Below are 16,740 nucleotides of genomic sequence, written 5' to 3'. Positions count from 1 at the left end.
TCACCCCGCACCCTTTGGTGCATCCGCGGCCTTATGGTGCTGATTTTTATCTCCGCGCTTTTGGCGTGGTGGTATATCCCTGCCGTCCACGCCTTTATTGACCGCAGCGTCAGCGCTTTTTTAGCCCTCGACCCGCACGAAATTGAACGCTTCATTCACTCTTACGGCCGGCTTGCGGCCGTGGTGTCGTTCCTGCTGATGATTCTCCAGGCGATTGCCGCTCCGCTTCCGGCATTTGTTATCACCTTTGCCAACGCCTCGCTGTTTGGCGCGTTCTGGGGCGGGCTGCTGTCATGGAGCAGTGCGATGGTCGGTGCCGCGTTATGCTTTTATATTGCGCGGGTGATGGGACGCGAGGTGGTGGAAAAGCTCACCGGTAAAACGGTGTTGCGTAGCGTCGATGAATTTTTTGAGCGGTATGGTAAACACACCATCCTGGTGTGTCGGCTGCTGCCTTTTGTTCCTTTTGATCCGGTGAGCTACGCCGCCGGGTTGACCTCAATACGTTTTCGTCAGTTTATGTTCGCCACCGGCCTCGGTCAGCTTCCCGCCACCGTGGTTTACTCCTGGGTCGGCAGCCTGTTGACCGGGGGAACCTTCTGGTTGGTGAGCGGGCTGTTTATTCTGTTCGCGCTGACTATTGTTATCGTTGCGGCGAAAGCCTTTTATCAAGAACGACAAAAGAGGAAATCCTGATGCGTTTTCATGGAGAAATCCTGCGCTGTGCACTGCTGGGGCTGGCGATGCTGTCACCCTTCGCCGCTAACGCCGATAGCTGGCAGCAGATTCAACGCGAAGCCGAAGGCCAGACCGTGTGGTTTAACGCCTGGGGCGGCGACGAGGCGGTCAATCACTATCTTGATTGGGTGAGCGGTGAAGTGAAACGCCACTACGCCATCGATCTGCGCATCGTGCATATTGCCGATGCCGCCGACACGGTAAAACGCATTCAGACCGAAGCGCGCGCCGGACGCAAAACCCACGGCTCAGTCGACTTGTTGTGGGTCAATGGGGAGAACTTCCGCGCGCTCAAAGAAGCCAACCTGCTGCAAACGGGCTGGGCCGAGCAGCTGCCAAACTGGCGCTATGTTGATACCAGCAAACCCGTGCGTGAAGACTTCTCCGTCGCGGTTGACGGTGCCGAATCCCCGTGGGGCAGCGCACAGTTGACCTTTATCGCCCGCCAACAGCAAACGCCCGAGCCGCCGACATCGCCACAGGCGCTGCTGGGCTATGCCAAAGCGCACCCGGGCACTATCACCTACCCGCGTCCGCCAGACTTTACCGGCACGGCGCTCATCGAGCAGCTACTAATAAATCTCACCCCCCAGCCGGACGCCTTAAAACAACCACCGAACGAGCGCACTTTTGCCGCCGTCACCGCGCCGTTATGGGCCTATCTCGACCAACTGCATCCTCTGCTGTGGCGTCAGGGTAAAGATTTTCCCCCTTCCACCGCACGGATGGACAGCCTGTTCACCGCGGGCACATTGCGGCTGTCGGTGACGTTTAACCCAATGCACGCTAAACAAAAAGTGGCAAAAGGTGAGTTACCCAAAGACAGCTATAGCTTTGGCTTTCCCCAGGGGATGATCGGCAACGTCCACTTTGTGACGATTCCCGCAAACTCCAGCGCCCGTGCCGCGGCCCAGGTGGTGGCAAATTTCCTGCTCTCGCCGGAAGCCCAGTTGCGCAAAGCCGACCCAACGGTCTGGGGCGATCCTTACGTGCTGGCGGTCGATAAATTAGCGCCAGAACAGCGAAAAGCATTACAGGCGCTTACCCCGGAAAACGCCCCTCCGGTGCTGGCTGAGCCTCATGCGGCGTGGGTGAATGCACTGGAGCAGGAATGGCTGCGCCGTTACGGTACGCATTAATCACTCTGTGCTGGGGCATGATGCTGATTATCTATCTGCCCCTGCTTCCTGCCGCAGGTGTCTTGTTGACGCCTGCGTTTTCGCTATTCCACTGGCAGCAGTTATTCAGCGACCCGCAGCTTAGTCAGGCCCTTCTCGCCACCCTTATCTCCTCGCTGGTGGCGATTGGCGGCGCATTGCTGCTCACGCTGCTGGTTATCGCGACCCTCTGGCCGTCACCCGGCTGGCAGCGGCTGGCGTCGCGGCTGCCCTGGCTATTAGCGCTTCCCCATGTGGCTTTCGCCACCTGCGCCCTGCTGCTGTTCGCGGAAGGCGGCGCGATATATGGTCTGCTGCCAGCGCTGCGGCCCGTGCAGGACAGCTACGGCATCGGGCTTGGCCTGGTACTCGCAGTCAAAGAAAGCGGTTTTTTATTGTGGGTGAGCTGGGCCATCCTCGGCGAGCGCCGGTTAGCCGAACAAACGGTGGTATTTAAAAGCCTCGGGTTTGGTCGTGGACAATGCCTCTTGTACGTTATCCTCCCGGCGCTAATGCCCTCGCTTAGCATCGCCCTGCTGGCGACAACGGCCTGGACGTTATCGGTCGTAGATGTGGCGATCATTATCGGCCCCGGAAATCCGCCGACCCTTGCAGTGCTGGCGTGGCAGTGGCTTAATTCCGGCGACCCGGACGACCAGGCGAAAGGCGCGCTGGCCTGTTTATTACTGCTCGCTATCCTCGCGCTAGTGGCCGGGGTTGCCCGCCAACTCTGGCGCGGCTGGCGAGCGAACTTTCCTCATCCCGACGGCGTTCGTAATCCCCACTTTCCTTCGTTGCCGGGAAGAGGGGTTAGCCTGATGCTGCCTTTAAGCGGCCTGATCTGCACCGCCCTATTGGCCTATCTGACCCACGCGTCGTTGCCTGCAACGCCTACCGTTAACAATAGCCTGTGGCTGGCGCTTTCGTCGGCAGCGCTTGGGGCGGTCGTCTGCTTATTGTGGCTGGAGTGGGGGCCCGTTCGGCATCAACGTTGGGTCGATCTGCCGCTGTTGTTGCCCGCGCTACCGCTCGCCGCCGGGCAATATCAATTGGCGCTCTACGGTTGGTTCGATGGTCGGTTTGATACCGTGCTATGGGGGCATTTATTGTGGGTGGTGCCGTGGATGCTGTTTATGCTGCGCCCCGCCTGGCGGCAAATAGATTCACGTCAGATTGTCCTCGCCCAAACCCTGGGGTGGACGCGCGGACGTATTTTTCTGCGGCTGAAATGTCCGCTGATTGTTCGTCCACTGCTGTCAGCGCTGGCGGTAGGATTTTCGGTGAGCATCGCGCAATATCTCCCCACCCAATGGCTGGGCGGCGGGCGAATCCCGACGCTCACCACCGAAGCCGTCGCATTAAGCAGCGGTGGCGCAACCGCCACCCTCGCTGCTCAGGCCTTGTGGCAACTGATTCTGCCAATGGTTTTCTTCTTATTGACCGCCCTGCTGGCGCGCCGGATAGGTCATCTTCGCCGAGGATTACGCTAATGTTACACGTCGAGGATTTGACGCTTTCGCGGGCGGGCTCTGTGCTACTGCACCGCGTCAACTTTACCGTTCAGCCGGGAGAAATTCTCACGCTAATGGGGCCGTCCGGCAGCGGTAAATCCACCCTTTTTGCCTGGATGGTCGGCGCGCTGGGCGCTGATTTTCGCGCCAGCGGCGAGCTGTGGCTAAACGGATGCCGCTGCGGCCCGCTACCTACGGAAAAGCGGCGCATCGGCATCTTATTTCAGGATGCGCTGTTGTTTGATCATCTGAGCGTGGGGGATAACCTGAGGCTGGCACTCCCGGCCTCGGTGGTTCGTCGGGAACGGCAAAATCAGGTGATGCAGGCGTTAGCCCATGCGGGGCTGGCAGAGTTTTACGATCGCGATCCGGCCACGCTGTCCGGCGGTCAACGTGCTCGTGTGGCGCTGTTGCGCGCGCTGCTGGCACAGCCACAAGCCCTGCTGCTCGACGAACCGTTTAGTCGACTTGACCCGCAGCTTCGCAGCAGTTTTCGTCAGTGGGTGTTCAATGAATTGCAACGCCGACAAATCCCGGTGGTCCAGGTGACACATGATGCCGATGATGTGCCTTCGGGCGGACGCTGTTTACAGCTCGAAAACTGGCGATGACGCGGGAAATCCTGCGTTAACGCAAGGTAATCTCTCTACTTGAGGCGCAAAATAATGCTCCAATTTTCTCCGTCGGATGATTTGATGAAACGTGTTTCTCAACTGACCGCGCTGGCCCTTGCGCTCGGTCTTGCCTCTTCTGCATTTGCCGCACAAACCCCGAAAACTTTGACCTTTACCCATCTGCTAGAACAAAAAGGTACCGCCATTGATACGCGTGTCAGCGCGTTTTATAACGGCTGGCCGCAGCAGGTGAATGGGACGCAGGGTCATGAACCCGGCGCTCTCAATCTTTCCGCAAGCTGGCTTTCTGCGATGAATAATGAGCAGTTGGCCGCGTGGGCGCAGCAACATCAGTTACAGAAAAATACCGATATCGCACTCTACGGCGACAGCAAAGATAACGACGCGGTTGCCAGCCGCCTTAAAGCGGCAGGCTATACTAATCTGTCGACCCTTAGCGATGCGCTGCAACAGCCTGAACGTCTGCAAAAATTACCGCATTTTGAGCAACTGGTTTATCCGCAATGGTTGCACGACCTGCAGCAAGGCAAAGACGTTGTTGCGAAACCGGCGGGTGATGTGAAGGTGATTGAAGCCGCCTGGGGCGCGCCGAAACTGTATCTGGTGAGCCATATCCCAGGGGCTGGGTATATCGACACCAACGAGGTGGAAAGCGAACCGCTGTGGAATAAAGTTTCCGACGCAAAATTAAAAGAACTGCTGGCGAAACACGGTATCCGTCATGACACTACGGTGGTGCTGTACGGCCGCGACGTCTATGCCGCCGCCCGCGTGGCGCAGATTATGCTTTATGCGGGCGTAAAAGATGTACGCCTTCTCGACGGCGGCTGGAAAACCTGGTCTGACGCTGGCCTGCCGGTGGAGCGGGGTTTACCTGAAAAAGTCGCCCCAGCCCCTGATTTTGGCGTCACCATACCTGCCCAGCCGCAGCTGATGCTGAATATGGAACAGGCGCGCGCGCTGCTGCATCGCCAGGATGCCTCATTGGTGAGTATTCGTTCGTGGCCGGAGTTTATCGGCACCACCAGTGGCTATAGCTACATCAAGCCAAAAGGCGAAATCGCTGGCGCTCGCTGGGGCCATGCGGGTAGCGATTCGACCCATATGGAAGACTTCCACAATCCTGACGGCACCATGCGCAGCGCTGACGATATTGCGGCTATGTGGAAATCGTGGAATATCTTGCCGACTCAACAAGTATCGTTCTACTGCGGCACCGGCTGGCGCGCATCAGAGACGTTTATGTACGCCCGCGCGATGGGCTGGCCGAACGTCAGCGTGTATGACGGCGGCTGGTATGAGTGGAGCGCCGATCCGAAAAATCCGGTTGTGACGGGCGAGCGCAAACCGGACAGCACGCTGTAATGGCGTTATTTACGATGCTGAGATATAGGCTCATCGCGTCATGAGATAAGGGTTTTGAATAATGGGGAAGTTTTCTTCCCCAAAAACTCACCACATTAAACGCAAACTACCACCCATCCCTCTCTTTTCACCCAATAACATCCAGTGCATGAGAATAAAAACTTCACGATGGGAATGAGTGATTACCCTTGCTTGAGCATCTTATTCACGGTGTCGCGGCCAACAATACCTGTGTCTACACGCCGATCAATTTCCAGTTCACACTGATATGACAATTTGGTCTTCTCATCGGAAACGCCCTGCTTTCCAGGCTCCAATATTGTCCGCTCACAATCAACAAGGTCTTTTAATGAGGCCGAGTGCAATTGTGACGGTTGTACGGTTGGACTGACGGCAATAGCTGACTGTTGCTGAAGACTTTCCTGTCGCTCTTGCTGTGCAGTCTCCTGCAACTGCTCCTGGTACTGTATTAAATCAAACATCTCCTCACAGCGCTCATAACGCGTATCAGCGATATTGGCTTTCATATCGTCAATATAGCGACCCGAGATTGCCGCACCAAGACGAGCGCCGAATGCTTCACCTTTCAAATTCTGACACTGCGGGTGACTTGCCTTTCCTACACATCCAGAAAGAATACCTATAGAGATCAGCACTAAAATGCGCTTACTGATCATAAGAACAATACCCACCCTTATGGTGAGAACCCGTGCCTCCATGCGGATGCTCGCCTTTCGGGCAAGCCATGGCTGATGCGGTTATCAGCAGCAGTCCCAAACACATCATCATTTTCTTCAATTTCATAAGATTTTCCTTGGTTAATAAAAAACCCGCGCATCATGCGCGGGTTCAAGTGTCGATTTGTGAGTGATGGTGCTATTTGGGGAGGACTAGGCCAAATGCCGTGGCGGCGGGCTTTACTGACTCAACGTCGTGAGAATTTCTGCCTCAGCGTAAATGGCCGATTTTATTTTGCTGAAGAGTTAAGCAATTTTAGCGTCATGTACCCGCCCCAGACCCGGTTAAACGTCGTTAACCAGCACAGCGCGCCAAACACCCACGCCATCCACGCGAACCACGCCGGAAACAGGCAGCCCAACACAAAGAGCAAAATGGTCTCGGTGCCTTCGGTTAGCCCGCCCAGATAGTAAAACGATTTATGGGCGTAGCCGGGATTATCTATCTGGTGCTTCGCCGCCAGCGCGGCAAACGCCAGAAAGCTGCTGCCGGTGCCTATAAACGCAAACAACAGCCAGCCTCCCGCCACGGCATTTGCCGCCGGGTCGGCGAGGATAAAACCAAACGGCACCAGCGCGTAGAACAGAAAATCGAGGGCGATATCGAGAAAACCGCCCGCATCCGTCAGGCCGCGACGGCGGGCAAGCGCACCGTCAAGGCCATCAAACAGCCGGTTTAATACAATCGCCGCCAGCGCGGCGACGTACCAGCCCAGCGCCAGGAACGGCAGCGCCAGTACGCCAATGGCAAATCCCACAAGGGTCATACCATCCGCCGAGATGCCAGGTCGATCCAGCACTTGCGCCACCCGGTTAAGACCGGGTTTCAGGCGGGGGTGCAGGTGTTTATCAAGCATCGGTTTTACCCCCAAACGGACATAGCCCCTGCGAGGGGATCTCCAGCGCAGCGTTAAAACGGGCGGATAAATTCTGAAACGCCACCAGCGCGGTCATTTCGGTGATCTGCGCGTCGTTAAAGTGACAGTGTAACTCTTGTTTGATCGTTTCGGTGATATTTGGCGGCGTCGCGGTCATGCCATCCGCATAACCCAGGGCCGCACGTTCAGCCGCGCTAAACACCGTGGCGGTCTGCCAGTCGTTGAGCGCCTGAACTTTATCCATTGCCCCACAGCGCTCTACCAGACGCAGGCTATTGGCATCAATGCAAAACGCACAGTCGCACTGCTGCGACACGCGGGTTAGCAGCAAGGCCCGCAGCGTCGGCTCAAGCCGGGCTTTTCGGCGCTCCAGATATCCGACAAACAGCGCAACCAGCCAGAACAGACGCGGCATACGCCCCCACCAGCGGGTCGGGTTGAGCACGCTGCCGTAATGTTTTTGCTGCATGGCAACGAGAGGTTTCAAACTCAGAGGTAACTGGCTGAGCGGCGGCACCCAGGGTTGTTGATTTTTCACCCGCAGACTCCTGCAAAACTTGGGGAAACGACAAAGCAGCGATAATATGCCATTCCCTTTATCACGTCTTTGACCACTATGCTGAAAACAATTGATGTTGTTGCTGCGATTATCGAAAAAAACGGCAAAATTCTGCTCGCCCAGCGCCCTGCTCATGCCGATCAAGCTGGGCTTTGGGAGTTTGCTGGGGGGAAAGTTGAGGCCGGTGAAAGCCAGCCGCAAGCGCTGGTGCGCGAACTCCAGGAAGAGCTCGCTATCCACGCGTGTCCCGGTCGCTATATTGCCAGCCATATGCGTGAGGTTTCCGGGCGAATGATTCATCTGCACGCCTGGCATGTCGCGCGCTATGACGGGGAAATTATCGCTCGCGAGCATAGCGCGCTGGCATGGTGTACACCACAAGAGGCACTGAATTACGATCTCGCCCCGGCCGATATCCCGCTACTTCAGGCGTTTATGGCTTTACCCGACGCCACACCAGCGGATTAGTGCTAATCGCGCGTTCATCGCGCTGGCACTGTAAAAGCACCCCTTCTGTTTTGATCACTGCGCCTTCTGAATAGTTCTCATCCTGATAAATACAGCACTGAGAGCAAGGCTGCACGCGCTGGCTATTCGTGTTATTGCTAAAGACTTCAGGCGGAACGTTAACTTCCACCTGAGGCCTCGCCTGCGCAGCGTGGCAACACAGAAGCAGCGCCCCCGCAATCCATAACCTTTTCATTCGTTATCTCCTTAAAAAATCTCTTCTTATAACTATCGACCAAATTGGCGGCGAACTTAACTTTTTTCCCTCATCGCTTTTGGTTATGACCTTACCTTGAATATTAATTTTATTACGCGCGGGGAAATTCCTTGTCATCGGTTAGCAGGGTGGTGATATAGTCGAAATAACGCACTGTATTAAACACAACCATAACAACTACATATATTCACAATCATAAGAGGTACTTATACTTATGGACAAGGTTTGCTCCCTGGATTCCTTCCTGGCTCATGTTCAACAACGCGACCCACACCAGACCGAGTTTGCTCAGGCTGTACGTGAAGTGATGACAACGCTCTGGCCGTTCCTCGAAAAGAACCCGCACTATCGCCAGCTTTCTTTGCTGGAGCGATTGGTTGAACCTGAGCGTGTTATTCAGTTTCGCGTCGTGTGGGTAGACGACCGTAACCAGGTGCAGGTTAACCGCGCATGGCGCGTGCAGTTCAGCTCGGCTATTGGGCCGTTCAAAGGTGGGATGCGCTTCCACCCATCCGTTAACTTATCTATTCTGAAATTCCTCGGCTTCGAACAGACCTTTAAAAATGCGCTGACCACCCTGCCTATGGGCGGCGGTAAAGGCGGTTCTGATTTCGATCCTAAAGGCAAAAGCGAAGGCGAAGTCATGCGTTTTTGTCAGTCGCTGATGACCGAACTGTACCGTCATCTGGGCGCAGATACCGACGTCCCTGCCGGTGATATCGGCGTCGGTGGCCGTGAAGTCGGCTTTATGGCCGGGATGATGAAAAAACTCTCCAACAACACCGCCTGTGTCTTTACCGGTAAAGGGCTGTCTTTCGGCGGCAGTCTGATTCGCCCAGAAGCCACGGGGTACGGTCTGGTCTATTTCACCGAAGCCATGCTCAAACGTCATGGTCTTGGTTTTGAAGGCACTCGCGTGGCGGTATCCGGCTCCGGTAACGTGGCACAATACGCCATCGAAAAAGCGATGGAGCTGGGTGCGCGCGTCATTACCGCCTCCGACTCCAGCGGCACCGTGGTGGATGAAGCCGGTTTCACCAAAGAAAAACTGGCTCGCCTGTGCGCCATCAAAGCCAGCCGCGACGGTCGCGTTGCCGACTATGCGCGTGAATTTGGTCTGGTGTATCTGGAAGGCAAGCAGCCGTGGGGCGTGCCGGTGGATATCGCCCTGCCGTGCGCCACCCAGAACGAACTGGACGTTGAGGCCGCCCGCGTACTTATCGCCAACGGCGTAAAAGCCGTGGCTGAAGGCGCCAACATGCCAACCACCATTGAAGCGACCGATTTGTTCCTCGACGCGGGCGTACTGTTCGCACCGGGTAAAGCGGCTAACGCCGGCGGTGTCGCCACATCCGGTCTGGAAATGGCGCAAAACGCTGCACGTATGGGGTGGAAAGCGGAGAAGGTTGATGCGCGTCTGCATCACATCATGCTGGATATTCACCACGCCTGCGTTGAGCACGGCGGTGAAGCGAAACAAACCAACTACGTTCGCGGCGCGAATATCGCAGGCTTTGTGAAAGTGGCCGATGCGATGCTGGGACAGGGTGTGATTTAATCACGGTCAGGGTGCCTGATGGCGCTACGCTTATCAGGCCTACAGGGTGTGAACGATGTAGGCCGGATAAGGCATCGCCGCCATCCGGCACCACAGCGCAACGACCTCACCTTATACTGCCTACGCGTCAGGCGCCGGGCTTGCTGCCCGCTTCTTCCCCTTGCCTTTGATGAATGTTTTCTTCGCGCCTCCAGCCGGAACCGCTAGTCCTCTGAATTGTCTTACCGGCGTGCTCTTAGCCTGGTCAATCAGCTGATACAGCGTTCCGACCAACGGCTGCATAAAGTCCTGATAGCGGCACTGCTTTTCGCTGATTTGCGTTAGCGTTGATTCCCAGTGCGCGGTCATATCCGGGCGAGTCGCCATCTCCGGCAGAGAATGGAAAAGCGCGCGTCCGGGATCGGTTGAGATAATATAGCGCCCTTTCTTGCTAAGAAAACCGCGCTTAAACAGCAGCTCAATAATCCCCGCGCGGGTAGCTTCAGTGCCTAAACCGTCGGTGGCGCGCAGGATCTTCTTCAGATCTTTATCCTGCACAAACCGCGCAATACCGGTCATGGCGGATAACAGCGTCGCATCGGTAAAGTGACGCGGCGGCTGGGTCTGACGCTCAACCACTTCACCGTTTTCGCACAGTAACTCATCGGCTTTGGCAACCACCGGCAACGGCGTACCGTCGTTTTCTTCATCGCGTTCTTTTGCCCCCAGCAGCGCACGCCAACCGGCCTCTGCGAGAAAACGCGCTTTCGCAACGAACTTACCGTTGGCAATATCGAGATCGATCTGGCACTTGCGGTACACCGCATCCGGGCAAAACTGCATCAGATACTGGCTGGCAACCAGGCGATAAACCTTAGCTTCGTTTTCCGTCAGATTTACGTTGCTGGCGCGCGCAGTGGGAATAATCGCGTGGTGAGCGTCGACCTTTTTATCATCCCAGCAGCGGTTGCGAATATCAGGATCCACCGCCGGTTGCGGCAACAGATCCGCCGCATGAACGCTGATGGCGTTGATTACCGCCTGTCGCCCGGCAAAATGTTCTTCCGGCAGATAGCGGCTATCGGAACGCGGATAGGTAATCAGTTTGTGGGTTTCATACAGTTTCTGGCAGATATCCAGTACGTTTTGCGCGCTCAATCCAAAGCGTTTGGCGGCTTCAATCTGCAAGGCGGAAAGCGAGAACGGCAGCGGCGCCGGTTCTGAATCCCGTTTATCATTATAGGCGGTGACTAACGCAGGCTGGCCGGTAATACGTTTGACGACATGCTCCGCCAGGGTGCGGTTGAGTAAACGCCCTTCTTCATCCTGATGCGGTTCGCAGGCTTCGCTTGGCTGCCAGGTGGCGGTAAAGCGTTCATCCTTTGGCGTGACGATATGCGCCTTCACTTCAAAGAAGTCTTTCGAGACGAAGTTTTCAATCTCTTCATCACGACGCACCACTAATCCCAGCACCGGCGTCTGCACGCGGCCCACGGAAAGTACGCCCTGATAGCCCGCGTTACGCCCTAAAATGGTGTAAGCGCGGGTCATATTGATACCGTACAACCAGTCGGCGCGCGCGCGGGCCAGCGCCGACACGCACAGCGGGATAAATTCGCTGTTGGCGCGCAGACGAGAAATTGCCCGTTCAACCGCCTGAGGGTTGAGGTCGTTAATCAGACAGCGCTGGACCTGACGACGCTTGTCCGCCGCCAAATCCAGGTAGTCCAGCACTTCATCCACCAGCAGCTGTCCTTCACGATCCGGGTCACCCGCGTGGACGACTTCGCTGGCTTCATGAATAAAACGCTTTATGACGTTGAGCTGCTTGGTGACCGAGGCGCGCGGCTGGAGCTGCCACTTTTCGGGAACAATGGGCAAATCCTGTAGATTCCAGCGCGCGTAGCGGCTGTCATAAGCATCCGGCTGCGCCTGCTCCAGCAGGTGACCAATACACCAGGTCACCACCTGACCATTACCACATTCGATAAAACCGTCGCCTTTACGATGAGGCTTAGGCAGGACGTCAGCAATGGCGCGTGCCAGGCTTGGTTTTTCCGCGATAAACAGGCGCATCGGTTTAGCGCAGCTCGATCATCGGACGGCCACCGCGTGCGGTCACCAGTTCGCCGATGGCGGTCAGGTTAATCCCAAATTCCGCAGCGGCGGCATGAACGGCGTCTTCCGCCTCCGGGGTCACCGCAATAAGCAGGCCGCCGGAGGTTTGCGGATCGCACAGCAGCGCGCGCTGGTCATCGCTCATCGCGCCCATCATGTGGCCGTAGCTGGCAAAGTTACGTTCGGTGCCGCCAGGCACTGCACCCAGCGCGATGTACTCTTCCACGCCCGGCAATTTCGGCACAGCATTAAAATCAATTTGCGCCTGCACGCCTGCGCCCTGGCACATTTCGCTCAGGTGCCCCAGTAGACCAAAGCCGGTGACATCGGTCATCGCCTTCACGCCGTCAATGTTGGCAAACGCAGAACCGACCAGGTTCATCTGGCACATCACTTCCGTCGCCAGCCCCTGATGTTCAGGTTTTAAGAGTGATTTTTTCTCGGCGGTGGTTAACACGCCGATTCCCAGCGGTTTGGTCAAAAACAGCTTACAGCCTGCCTGGGCGGTGCTGTTTTTCTTCACCCGCTCCGTCGGCACGATACCGGTGACCGCGAGACCGAAAATCGGCTCTGGTGCATCGATAGAGTGTCCGCCCGCCAGCGCAATGCCGGCCTGTTTGCAGGCAAAACGCCCGCCTTCGGTCACTTGTCGGGCAATTTCAGGCGCCAGTGTATTGATAGGCCAGCCGAGGATGGCAATCGCCATAATCGGTTTACCGCCCATCGCGAAAATGTCGCTTATCGCGTTGGTGGCGGCAATGCGGCCAAAGTCGAACGGATTATCGACAATCGGCATAAAGAAATCGGTGGTGCTGATAACGGAAGTTCCGTTACCGAGATCATAGACAGCAGCATCATCGCTTGTTTCGTTACCAACAAGCAGGTTCGGGTCGATAAACTTCGTTTGATCGCTGTGCAGGATAGTCTGCAACACCTTCGGTGAAATTTTACAACCGCAACCCGCTCCGTGGCTGTACTGGGTTAAACGAATGGCCTGCTCGCTCATGGACAACTCCTGTCATTGCTCTGGCATTTGCGTAAGGGCTGTATGTTAACGCCAGAACCGGGCGGTGATAAGTACGACTGTCTGAATTCGAGGGTATTTGCCTGGAATCCAGACAATCGTCGCGGATTTTCAGAGATAACGGACAAAGGGGGCCGGATCGGGCGCGACAATTGTGGTCGACGCTTTCAACTGCGGGGTTCCCAGATAGAGGAAACCGACGATTTTATCCAGCGCACCGCAGCCAAGACCTTCGCGTACCACCGGACTCTCGGTCAGCGCACCGCTGCGCCAGATGCCGTTAAAGCCCTGCGCTACCGCCGCCATCTGCATCGCCATCACCGCGCACCCGGCCGACATCTCTTGCTCCCAGACCGGCACCTTAGGGTGATCCTGGCATTTTGCGATAACCGCAATAATCAGCGGCGCACGGAACGGGGCGTTACGCGCTTTTTCGATGGCTTTTTCGTCACTTTGCGCGGCGACTGCGCCCTGCTCGAGCAAGCCGCTAAAACGGGCGCGCCCTTCGCCTTCAATAATAACAAACTGCCACGGCTGCAACGTGCCGTGATCCGGGGCGCGCATCCCGGCATGCAGGATATTTTGCAACTGTTCTCCGGCTGGCGCGGGTTCCGCCAGACGGGAAGCGCTGCGGCGATTCACCAGTAATTCAAGTGCATCCATCAGGTCACTCCTCTTACGTTATTTTTCATAAAATTAACATGTGCGAGGAATTTGTTACAGCGCAGAAGGCGATTCCTGCTGACAACGGGCGACGGTCTATTTAGGATAGCCTGACGTTTTACCGTTTCGGTGAACCTTTTTCGTTATTGCAGGGAGAATACATGCGAACCGTATGGCGCTTTATTGCCGGATTCTTTAAATGGATGTGGCGATTACTTAATTTCGTCCGTGAACTGGTGTTTAACCTGGTCTTTATCTTACTGGTGCTGGTATGCGTCGGTATCTGGATGCAGGTGAGCACCAGCAGCTCCTCTGAACGTAGCAGCCGGGGTGCCTTGTTGATGGACATCAGCGGCGTGGTGGTCGATAAACCGTCCACCAGCAGCAAGCTTAGCGTTATAGGCAAACAGATTTTTGGCGCCTCCTCCGATCGCCTGCAGGAAAACTCCCTGTTTGATATTGTGCAGACCATTCGTCAGGCGAAGGATGATCGCAATATCACCGGCATTGTGCTGGATCTGAAAAACTTTGCCGGTGGCGATCAGCCGTCGATGCAGTATATCGGTAAGGCGCTGCGCGAGTTCCGTGACAGCGGTAAACCGGTCTACGCGATTGGCGATAGCTACAGCCAGGGCCAGTATTACCTCGCCAGCTTTGCCAACAAAATCTGGCTGTCGCCACAGGGCGTGGTGGACTTGCATGGTTTCGCGACCAACGGTCTTTACTACAAAACCTTGCTCGATAAGCTGAAGGTTTCCACCCACGTCTTCCGCGTCGGCACCTACAAATCCGCCGTTGAACCGTTTATTCGCGACGATATGTCTCCCGCCGCGCGTGAAGCAGACAGCCGCTGGATTGGCGAACTCTGGCAAAACTACCTCAATACCGTAGCTGCCAACCGCCAGATTCCCGCCCAGCAGGTGTTCCCGGGCGCACAGGCGATGCTCGATGGCCTGCGTAAGGCCGACGGCGACACGGCAAAATACGCGCTGGATAACAAGCTGGTTGATACGCTCGCCTCCAGCGCCGACATCGAAAAAGCGATGACCAAGGCGTTTGGCTGGAGTAAAGCGGATAACAACTTCCGCGCCATCAGCATGTATGACTACGCGGTGAAAACCCCGGCGGATACCGGTTCAAGCATTGCCGTTGTCTTTGCTAACGGCGCCATCATGGACGGTGAGGAAACCCCGGGTAACGTGGGCGGTGACACCACGGCGGCACAGATTCGCGACGCGCGTCTGGATGCTAAAGTGAAAGCCATCGTGCTACGCGTAAACAGCCCTGGCGGCAGCGTCAGCGCCTCTGAAGTGATCCGCGCTGAACTGGCGGCAGCGAAAGCAGCGGGTAAACCGGTGGTGGTATCGATGGGTGGCATGGCGGCCTCTGGCGGCTATTGGATCTCAACGCCTGCGGATTACATCGTGGCAAGCCCAAGCACGCTGACCGGCTCAATCGGCATCTTTGGCGTGATAAATACGGTCGAAAATACGCTCGATTCTATCGGCGTTCATACCGACGGTGTTGCCACCTCACCGCTGGCCGACATGGCGGTGACCAAAGCGTTAACGCCTGAAGTTCAGCAGATGATGCAGTTGACCATTGAGAACGGCTACAAGCGCTTTATCACCCTCGTGGCGCAGTCGCGTAAGAGCACGCCGGAAGCTATCGATAAGATTGCGCAAGGCCACGTGTGGACCGGTCAGGACGCTAAAGCCAACGGTCTGGTCGACAGTCTGGGTGATTTCGATGACGCAGTGGCGAAAGCCGCAGAGCTTGCGAAGGTGAAAACCTGGCACATTGACTATTATCAGAGTGAGCCGACATTCTTCGATATGGTGATGGACAGCATGTCAGGCTCCGTGCGTGCAGCCCTGCCTCAGGCATTGCAGGCGTACCTGCCAGCTCCGCTGGCCTCTGCCGCAAACGCAGTCAAAGCCGAAAGCGATAAGCTCGCCGTGTTTAACGACCCGCAAAATCGCTATGCAATTTGCCTGACCTGCGCCAATATTCGCTAATCGCAATCCCCTCCTCAACGGAGGGGATTTTCTTTAGATTAATCATTCGACGACCACATGCAAAAAAAATCCATTTACGTCGCCTACACCGGCGGGACCATCGGGATGCAGCGCTCAGAACACGGCTACATTCCGGTTTCCGGTCATCTCCAGCGCCAGCTCGCGCTGATGCCTGAATTCCATCGCCCGGAAATGCCGGACTTTACCATCCACGAGTACGACCCGCTGATGGACTCTTCCGATATGACGCCGGAAGACTGGCAGCATATCGCCGACGATATCAAAGCGCATTACGATGACTACGATGGTTTTGTCATTCTGCACGGTACCGATACCATGGCTTTCACCGCCTCGGCGCTGTCGTTTATGCTGGAAAATCTGGGTAAGCCGGTCATCGTCACCGGCTCGCAGATCCCGCTGGCGGAGCTGCGTTCCGACGGACAAATCAACCTGCTGAACGCGCTTTACGTGGCGGCAAACTACCCGATTAACGAAGTCACCCTATTCTTTAATAATCGTCTCTATCGCGGAAACCGTACCACCAAAGCCCATGCCGATGGCTTTGATGCGTTTGCCTCGCCTAACCTAGCGCCGCTGCTGGAAGCCGGGATTCATATTCGTAAACTGGGCACACCACCGGCGCCGCACGGTGCAGGCGAGCTGATTGTGCACCCTATCACTCCGCAGCCGATTGGCGTGGTGACGATTTATCCGGGCATTTCCGCAGATGTGGTGCGTAACTTCCTGTTACAGCCGGTGAAAGCGCTGATCCTGCGTTCTTATGGCGTTGGCAATGCGCCGCAGAACGGCAATTTTATTAAAGAGCTGACCGAAGCCAGCCATCGCGGCATCCTGGTGGTTAATCTCACCCAGTGCATGTCCGGCAAGGTGAATATGGGCGGGTATGCCACCGGCAATGCGCTGGCGCAGGCGGGCGTGATTAGCGGTTTTGATATGACGGTAGAGGCGACGCTGACCAAGCTACACTATCTGCTGAGTCAAGGGCTTGATACCGAGACCATCCGTCAGGCTATGCAGCAGAACCTGCGCGGTGAACTGACGCCGGACGACTAAGG

16 protein-coding genes are annotated in these 16,740 nt (G+C 56.2%); 9 read left to right on the top strand and 7 right to left on the bottom strand.

Going from position 1 to position 16,740, the window contains the following annotated elements; translation table 11 throughout:
* The first annotated feature begins 33 nt into the window (after positions 1-33).
* The 5 genes from ACIPDS_RS02595 to ACIPDS_RS02575 all read left to right on the top strand — a co-directional run bounded on the left by ACIPDS_RS02595 (position 34) and on the right by ACIPDS_RS02575 (position 5,406).
* Entirely contained in the window at positions 34-696 is a 663-nt protein-coding gene (locus ACIPDS_RS02595) for a TVP38/TMEM64 family protein (RefSeq protein ID WP_400733423.1), read from the top strand.
* The gene (locus ACIPDS_RS02590; RefSeq protein WP_400732336.1) at positions 696-1,877 is read left to right on the top strand and encodes an ABC transporter substrate-binding protein; all 1,182 of its coding nucleotides are present in this window, start codon (positions 696-698) and stop codon (positions 1,875-1,877) included. Before ACIPDS_RS02595 ends, ACIPDS_RS02590 begins: the two co-directional genes overlap by 1 nt.
* Positions 1,850-3,385, top strand: coding sequence for an ABC transporter permease subunit (locus ACIPDS_RS02585; protein WP_400732335.1), 1,536 nt, complete (start codon positions 1,850-1,852; stop codon positions 3,383-3,385). The genes ACIPDS_RS02590 and ACIPDS_RS02585 overlap by 28 nt, the downstream gene beginning before the upstream one ends.
* Positions 3,385-4,017, top strand: coding sequence for an ATP-binding cassette domain-containing protein (locus ACIPDS_RS02580; RefSeq protein WP_400732334.1), 633 nt, complete (start codon positions 3,385-3,387; stop codon positions 4,015-4,017). Before ACIPDS_RS02585 ends, ACIPDS_RS02580 begins: the two co-directional genes overlap by 1 nt.
* Before the next feature lie 84 nt (positions 4,018-4,101).
* Positions 4,102-5,406 (top strand): rhodanese-like domain-containing protein, encoded by a 1,305-nt coding sequence (locus ACIPDS_RS02575; protein WP_400733421.1) that lies wholly within the window; start codon positions 4,102-4,104, stop codon positions 5,404-5,406.
* A gap of 182 nt (positions 5,407-5,588) precedes the next feature.
* Here the strand turns inward: ACIPDS_RS02575 and ACIPDS_RS02570 are convergent, their stop codons facing one another.
* From ACIPDS_RS02570 to ACIPDS_RS02560, 3 genes are all read right to left on the bottom strand, one after another.
* The gene (locus tag ACIPDS_RS02570; protein WP_400732333.1) at positions 5,589-6,125 is read right to left on the bottom strand and encodes a hypothetical protein; all 537 of its coding nucleotides are present in this window, start codon (positions 6,123-6,125) and stop codon (positions 5,589-5,591) included.
* A gap of 248 nt (positions 6,126-6,373) precedes the next feature.
* Positions 6,374-7,000, bottom strand: a complete 627-nt coding sequence (locus ACIPDS_RS02565) for a CDP-alcohol phosphatidyltransferase family protein (protein ID WP_400732331.1) — start codon at positions 6,998-7,000, stop codon at positions 6,374-6,376.
* A complete protein-coding gene (locus ACIPDS_RS02560; RefSeq protein WP_400732329.1) occupies positions 6,993-7,559 on the bottom strand; it encodes a carboxymuconolactone decarboxylase family protein in 567 nt (188 codons plus the stop codon). Before ACIPDS_RS02560 ends, ACIPDS_RS02565 begins: the two co-directional genes overlap by 8 nt.
* 78 nt (positions 7,560-7,637) lie before the next feature.
* Between ACIPDS_RS02560 and ACIPDS_RS02555 the strand changes: the two genes are divergently transcribed.
* Positions 7,638-8,048 carry a pyrimidine (deoxy)nucleoside triphosphate diphosphatase gene (locus ACIPDS_RS02555; RefSeq protein WP_400732327.1) on the top strand — a complete coding sequence of 137 codons (411 nt, stop codon included), beginning with the start codon at positions 7,638-7,640 and terminating at the stop codon, positions 8,046-8,048.
* Here ACIPDS_RS02555 and ACIPDS_RS02550 read toward each other — a convergent pair.
* Positions 8,014-8,283: a DUF1496 domain-containing protein gene (locus ACIPDS_RS02550; RefSeq protein WP_400732326.1), complete on the bottom strand. Its 270-nt coding sequence runs from the start codon at positions 8,281-8,283 to the stop codon at positions 8,014-8,016. The genes ACIPDS_RS02555 and ACIPDS_RS02550 overlap by 35 nt on opposite strands.
* A gap of 235 nt (positions 8,284-8,518) precedes the next feature.
* Here ACIPDS_RS02550 and gdhA point away from each other — a divergent pair, with 235 nt between their 5' ends.
* Entirely contained in the window at positions 8,519-9,862 is a 1,344-nt protein-coding gene (gene gdhA / locus ACIPDS_RS02545) for an NADP-specific glutamate dehydrogenase (protein ID WP_400732324.1), read from the top strand.
* A gap of 120 nt (positions 9,863-9,982) precedes the next feature.
* On the opposite strand, the gene ACIPDS_RS02540 is transcribed toward gdhA, so the two are convergent.
* The 3 genes from ACIPDS_RS02540 to ACIPDS_RS02530 all read right to left on the bottom strand — a co-directional run bounded on the left by ACIPDS_RS02540 (position 9,983) and on the right by ACIPDS_RS02530 (position 13,646).
* On the bottom strand, positions 9,983-11,917 hold the full coding sequence (locus ACIPDS_RS02540; RefSeq protein WP_400732323.1) for a DNA topoisomerase III: 1,935 nt from the start codon (positions 11,915-11,917) through the stop codon (positions 9,983-9,985).
* 4 nt (positions 11,918-11,921) lie between these two features.
* The gene (gene selD, locus ACIPDS_RS02535) at positions 11,922-12,965 is read right to left on the bottom strand and encodes a selenide, water dikinase SelD (RefSeq protein WP_400732321.1); all 1,044 of its coding nucleotides are present in this window, start codon (positions 12,963-12,965) and stop codon (positions 11,922-11,924) included.
* Positions 12,966-13,094: 129 nt separating this feature from the next.
* Entirely contained in the window at positions 13,095-13,646 is a 552-nt protein-coding gene (locus ACIPDS_RS02530) for an NAD(P)H nitroreductase (protein WP_400732320.1), read from the bottom strand.
* Between the two features lie 161 nt (positions 13,647-13,807).
* Between ACIPDS_RS02530 and sppA the strand changes: the two genes are divergently transcribed.
* A complete protein-coding gene (gene sppA, locus ACIPDS_RS02525) occupies positions 13,808-15,664 on the top strand; it encodes a signal peptide peptidase SppA (RefSeq protein WP_166514113.1) in 1,857 nt (618 codons plus the stop codon).
* A gap of 57 nt (positions 15,665-15,721) precedes the next feature.
* A complete protein-coding gene (gene ansA, locus ACIPDS_RS02520; protein ID WP_400732318.1) occupies positions 15,722-16,738 on the top strand; it encodes an asparaginase in 1,017 nt (338 codons plus the stop codon).
* Positions 16,739-16,740: the final 2 nt, after the last annotated feature.

Origin of the sequence: Kluyvera sp. NPDC087067, from assembly GCF_044745165.1 — a bacterium.
In the GTDB taxonomy this organism is placed as follows: Bacteria; Pseudomonadota; Gammaproteobacteria; order Enterobacterales; family Enterobacteriaceae; genus Kluyvera.
The sequence above is the reverse complement of the archived record's forward strand: the minus strand, read 5'-3'. Positions and strand labels throughout refer to the sequence as shown.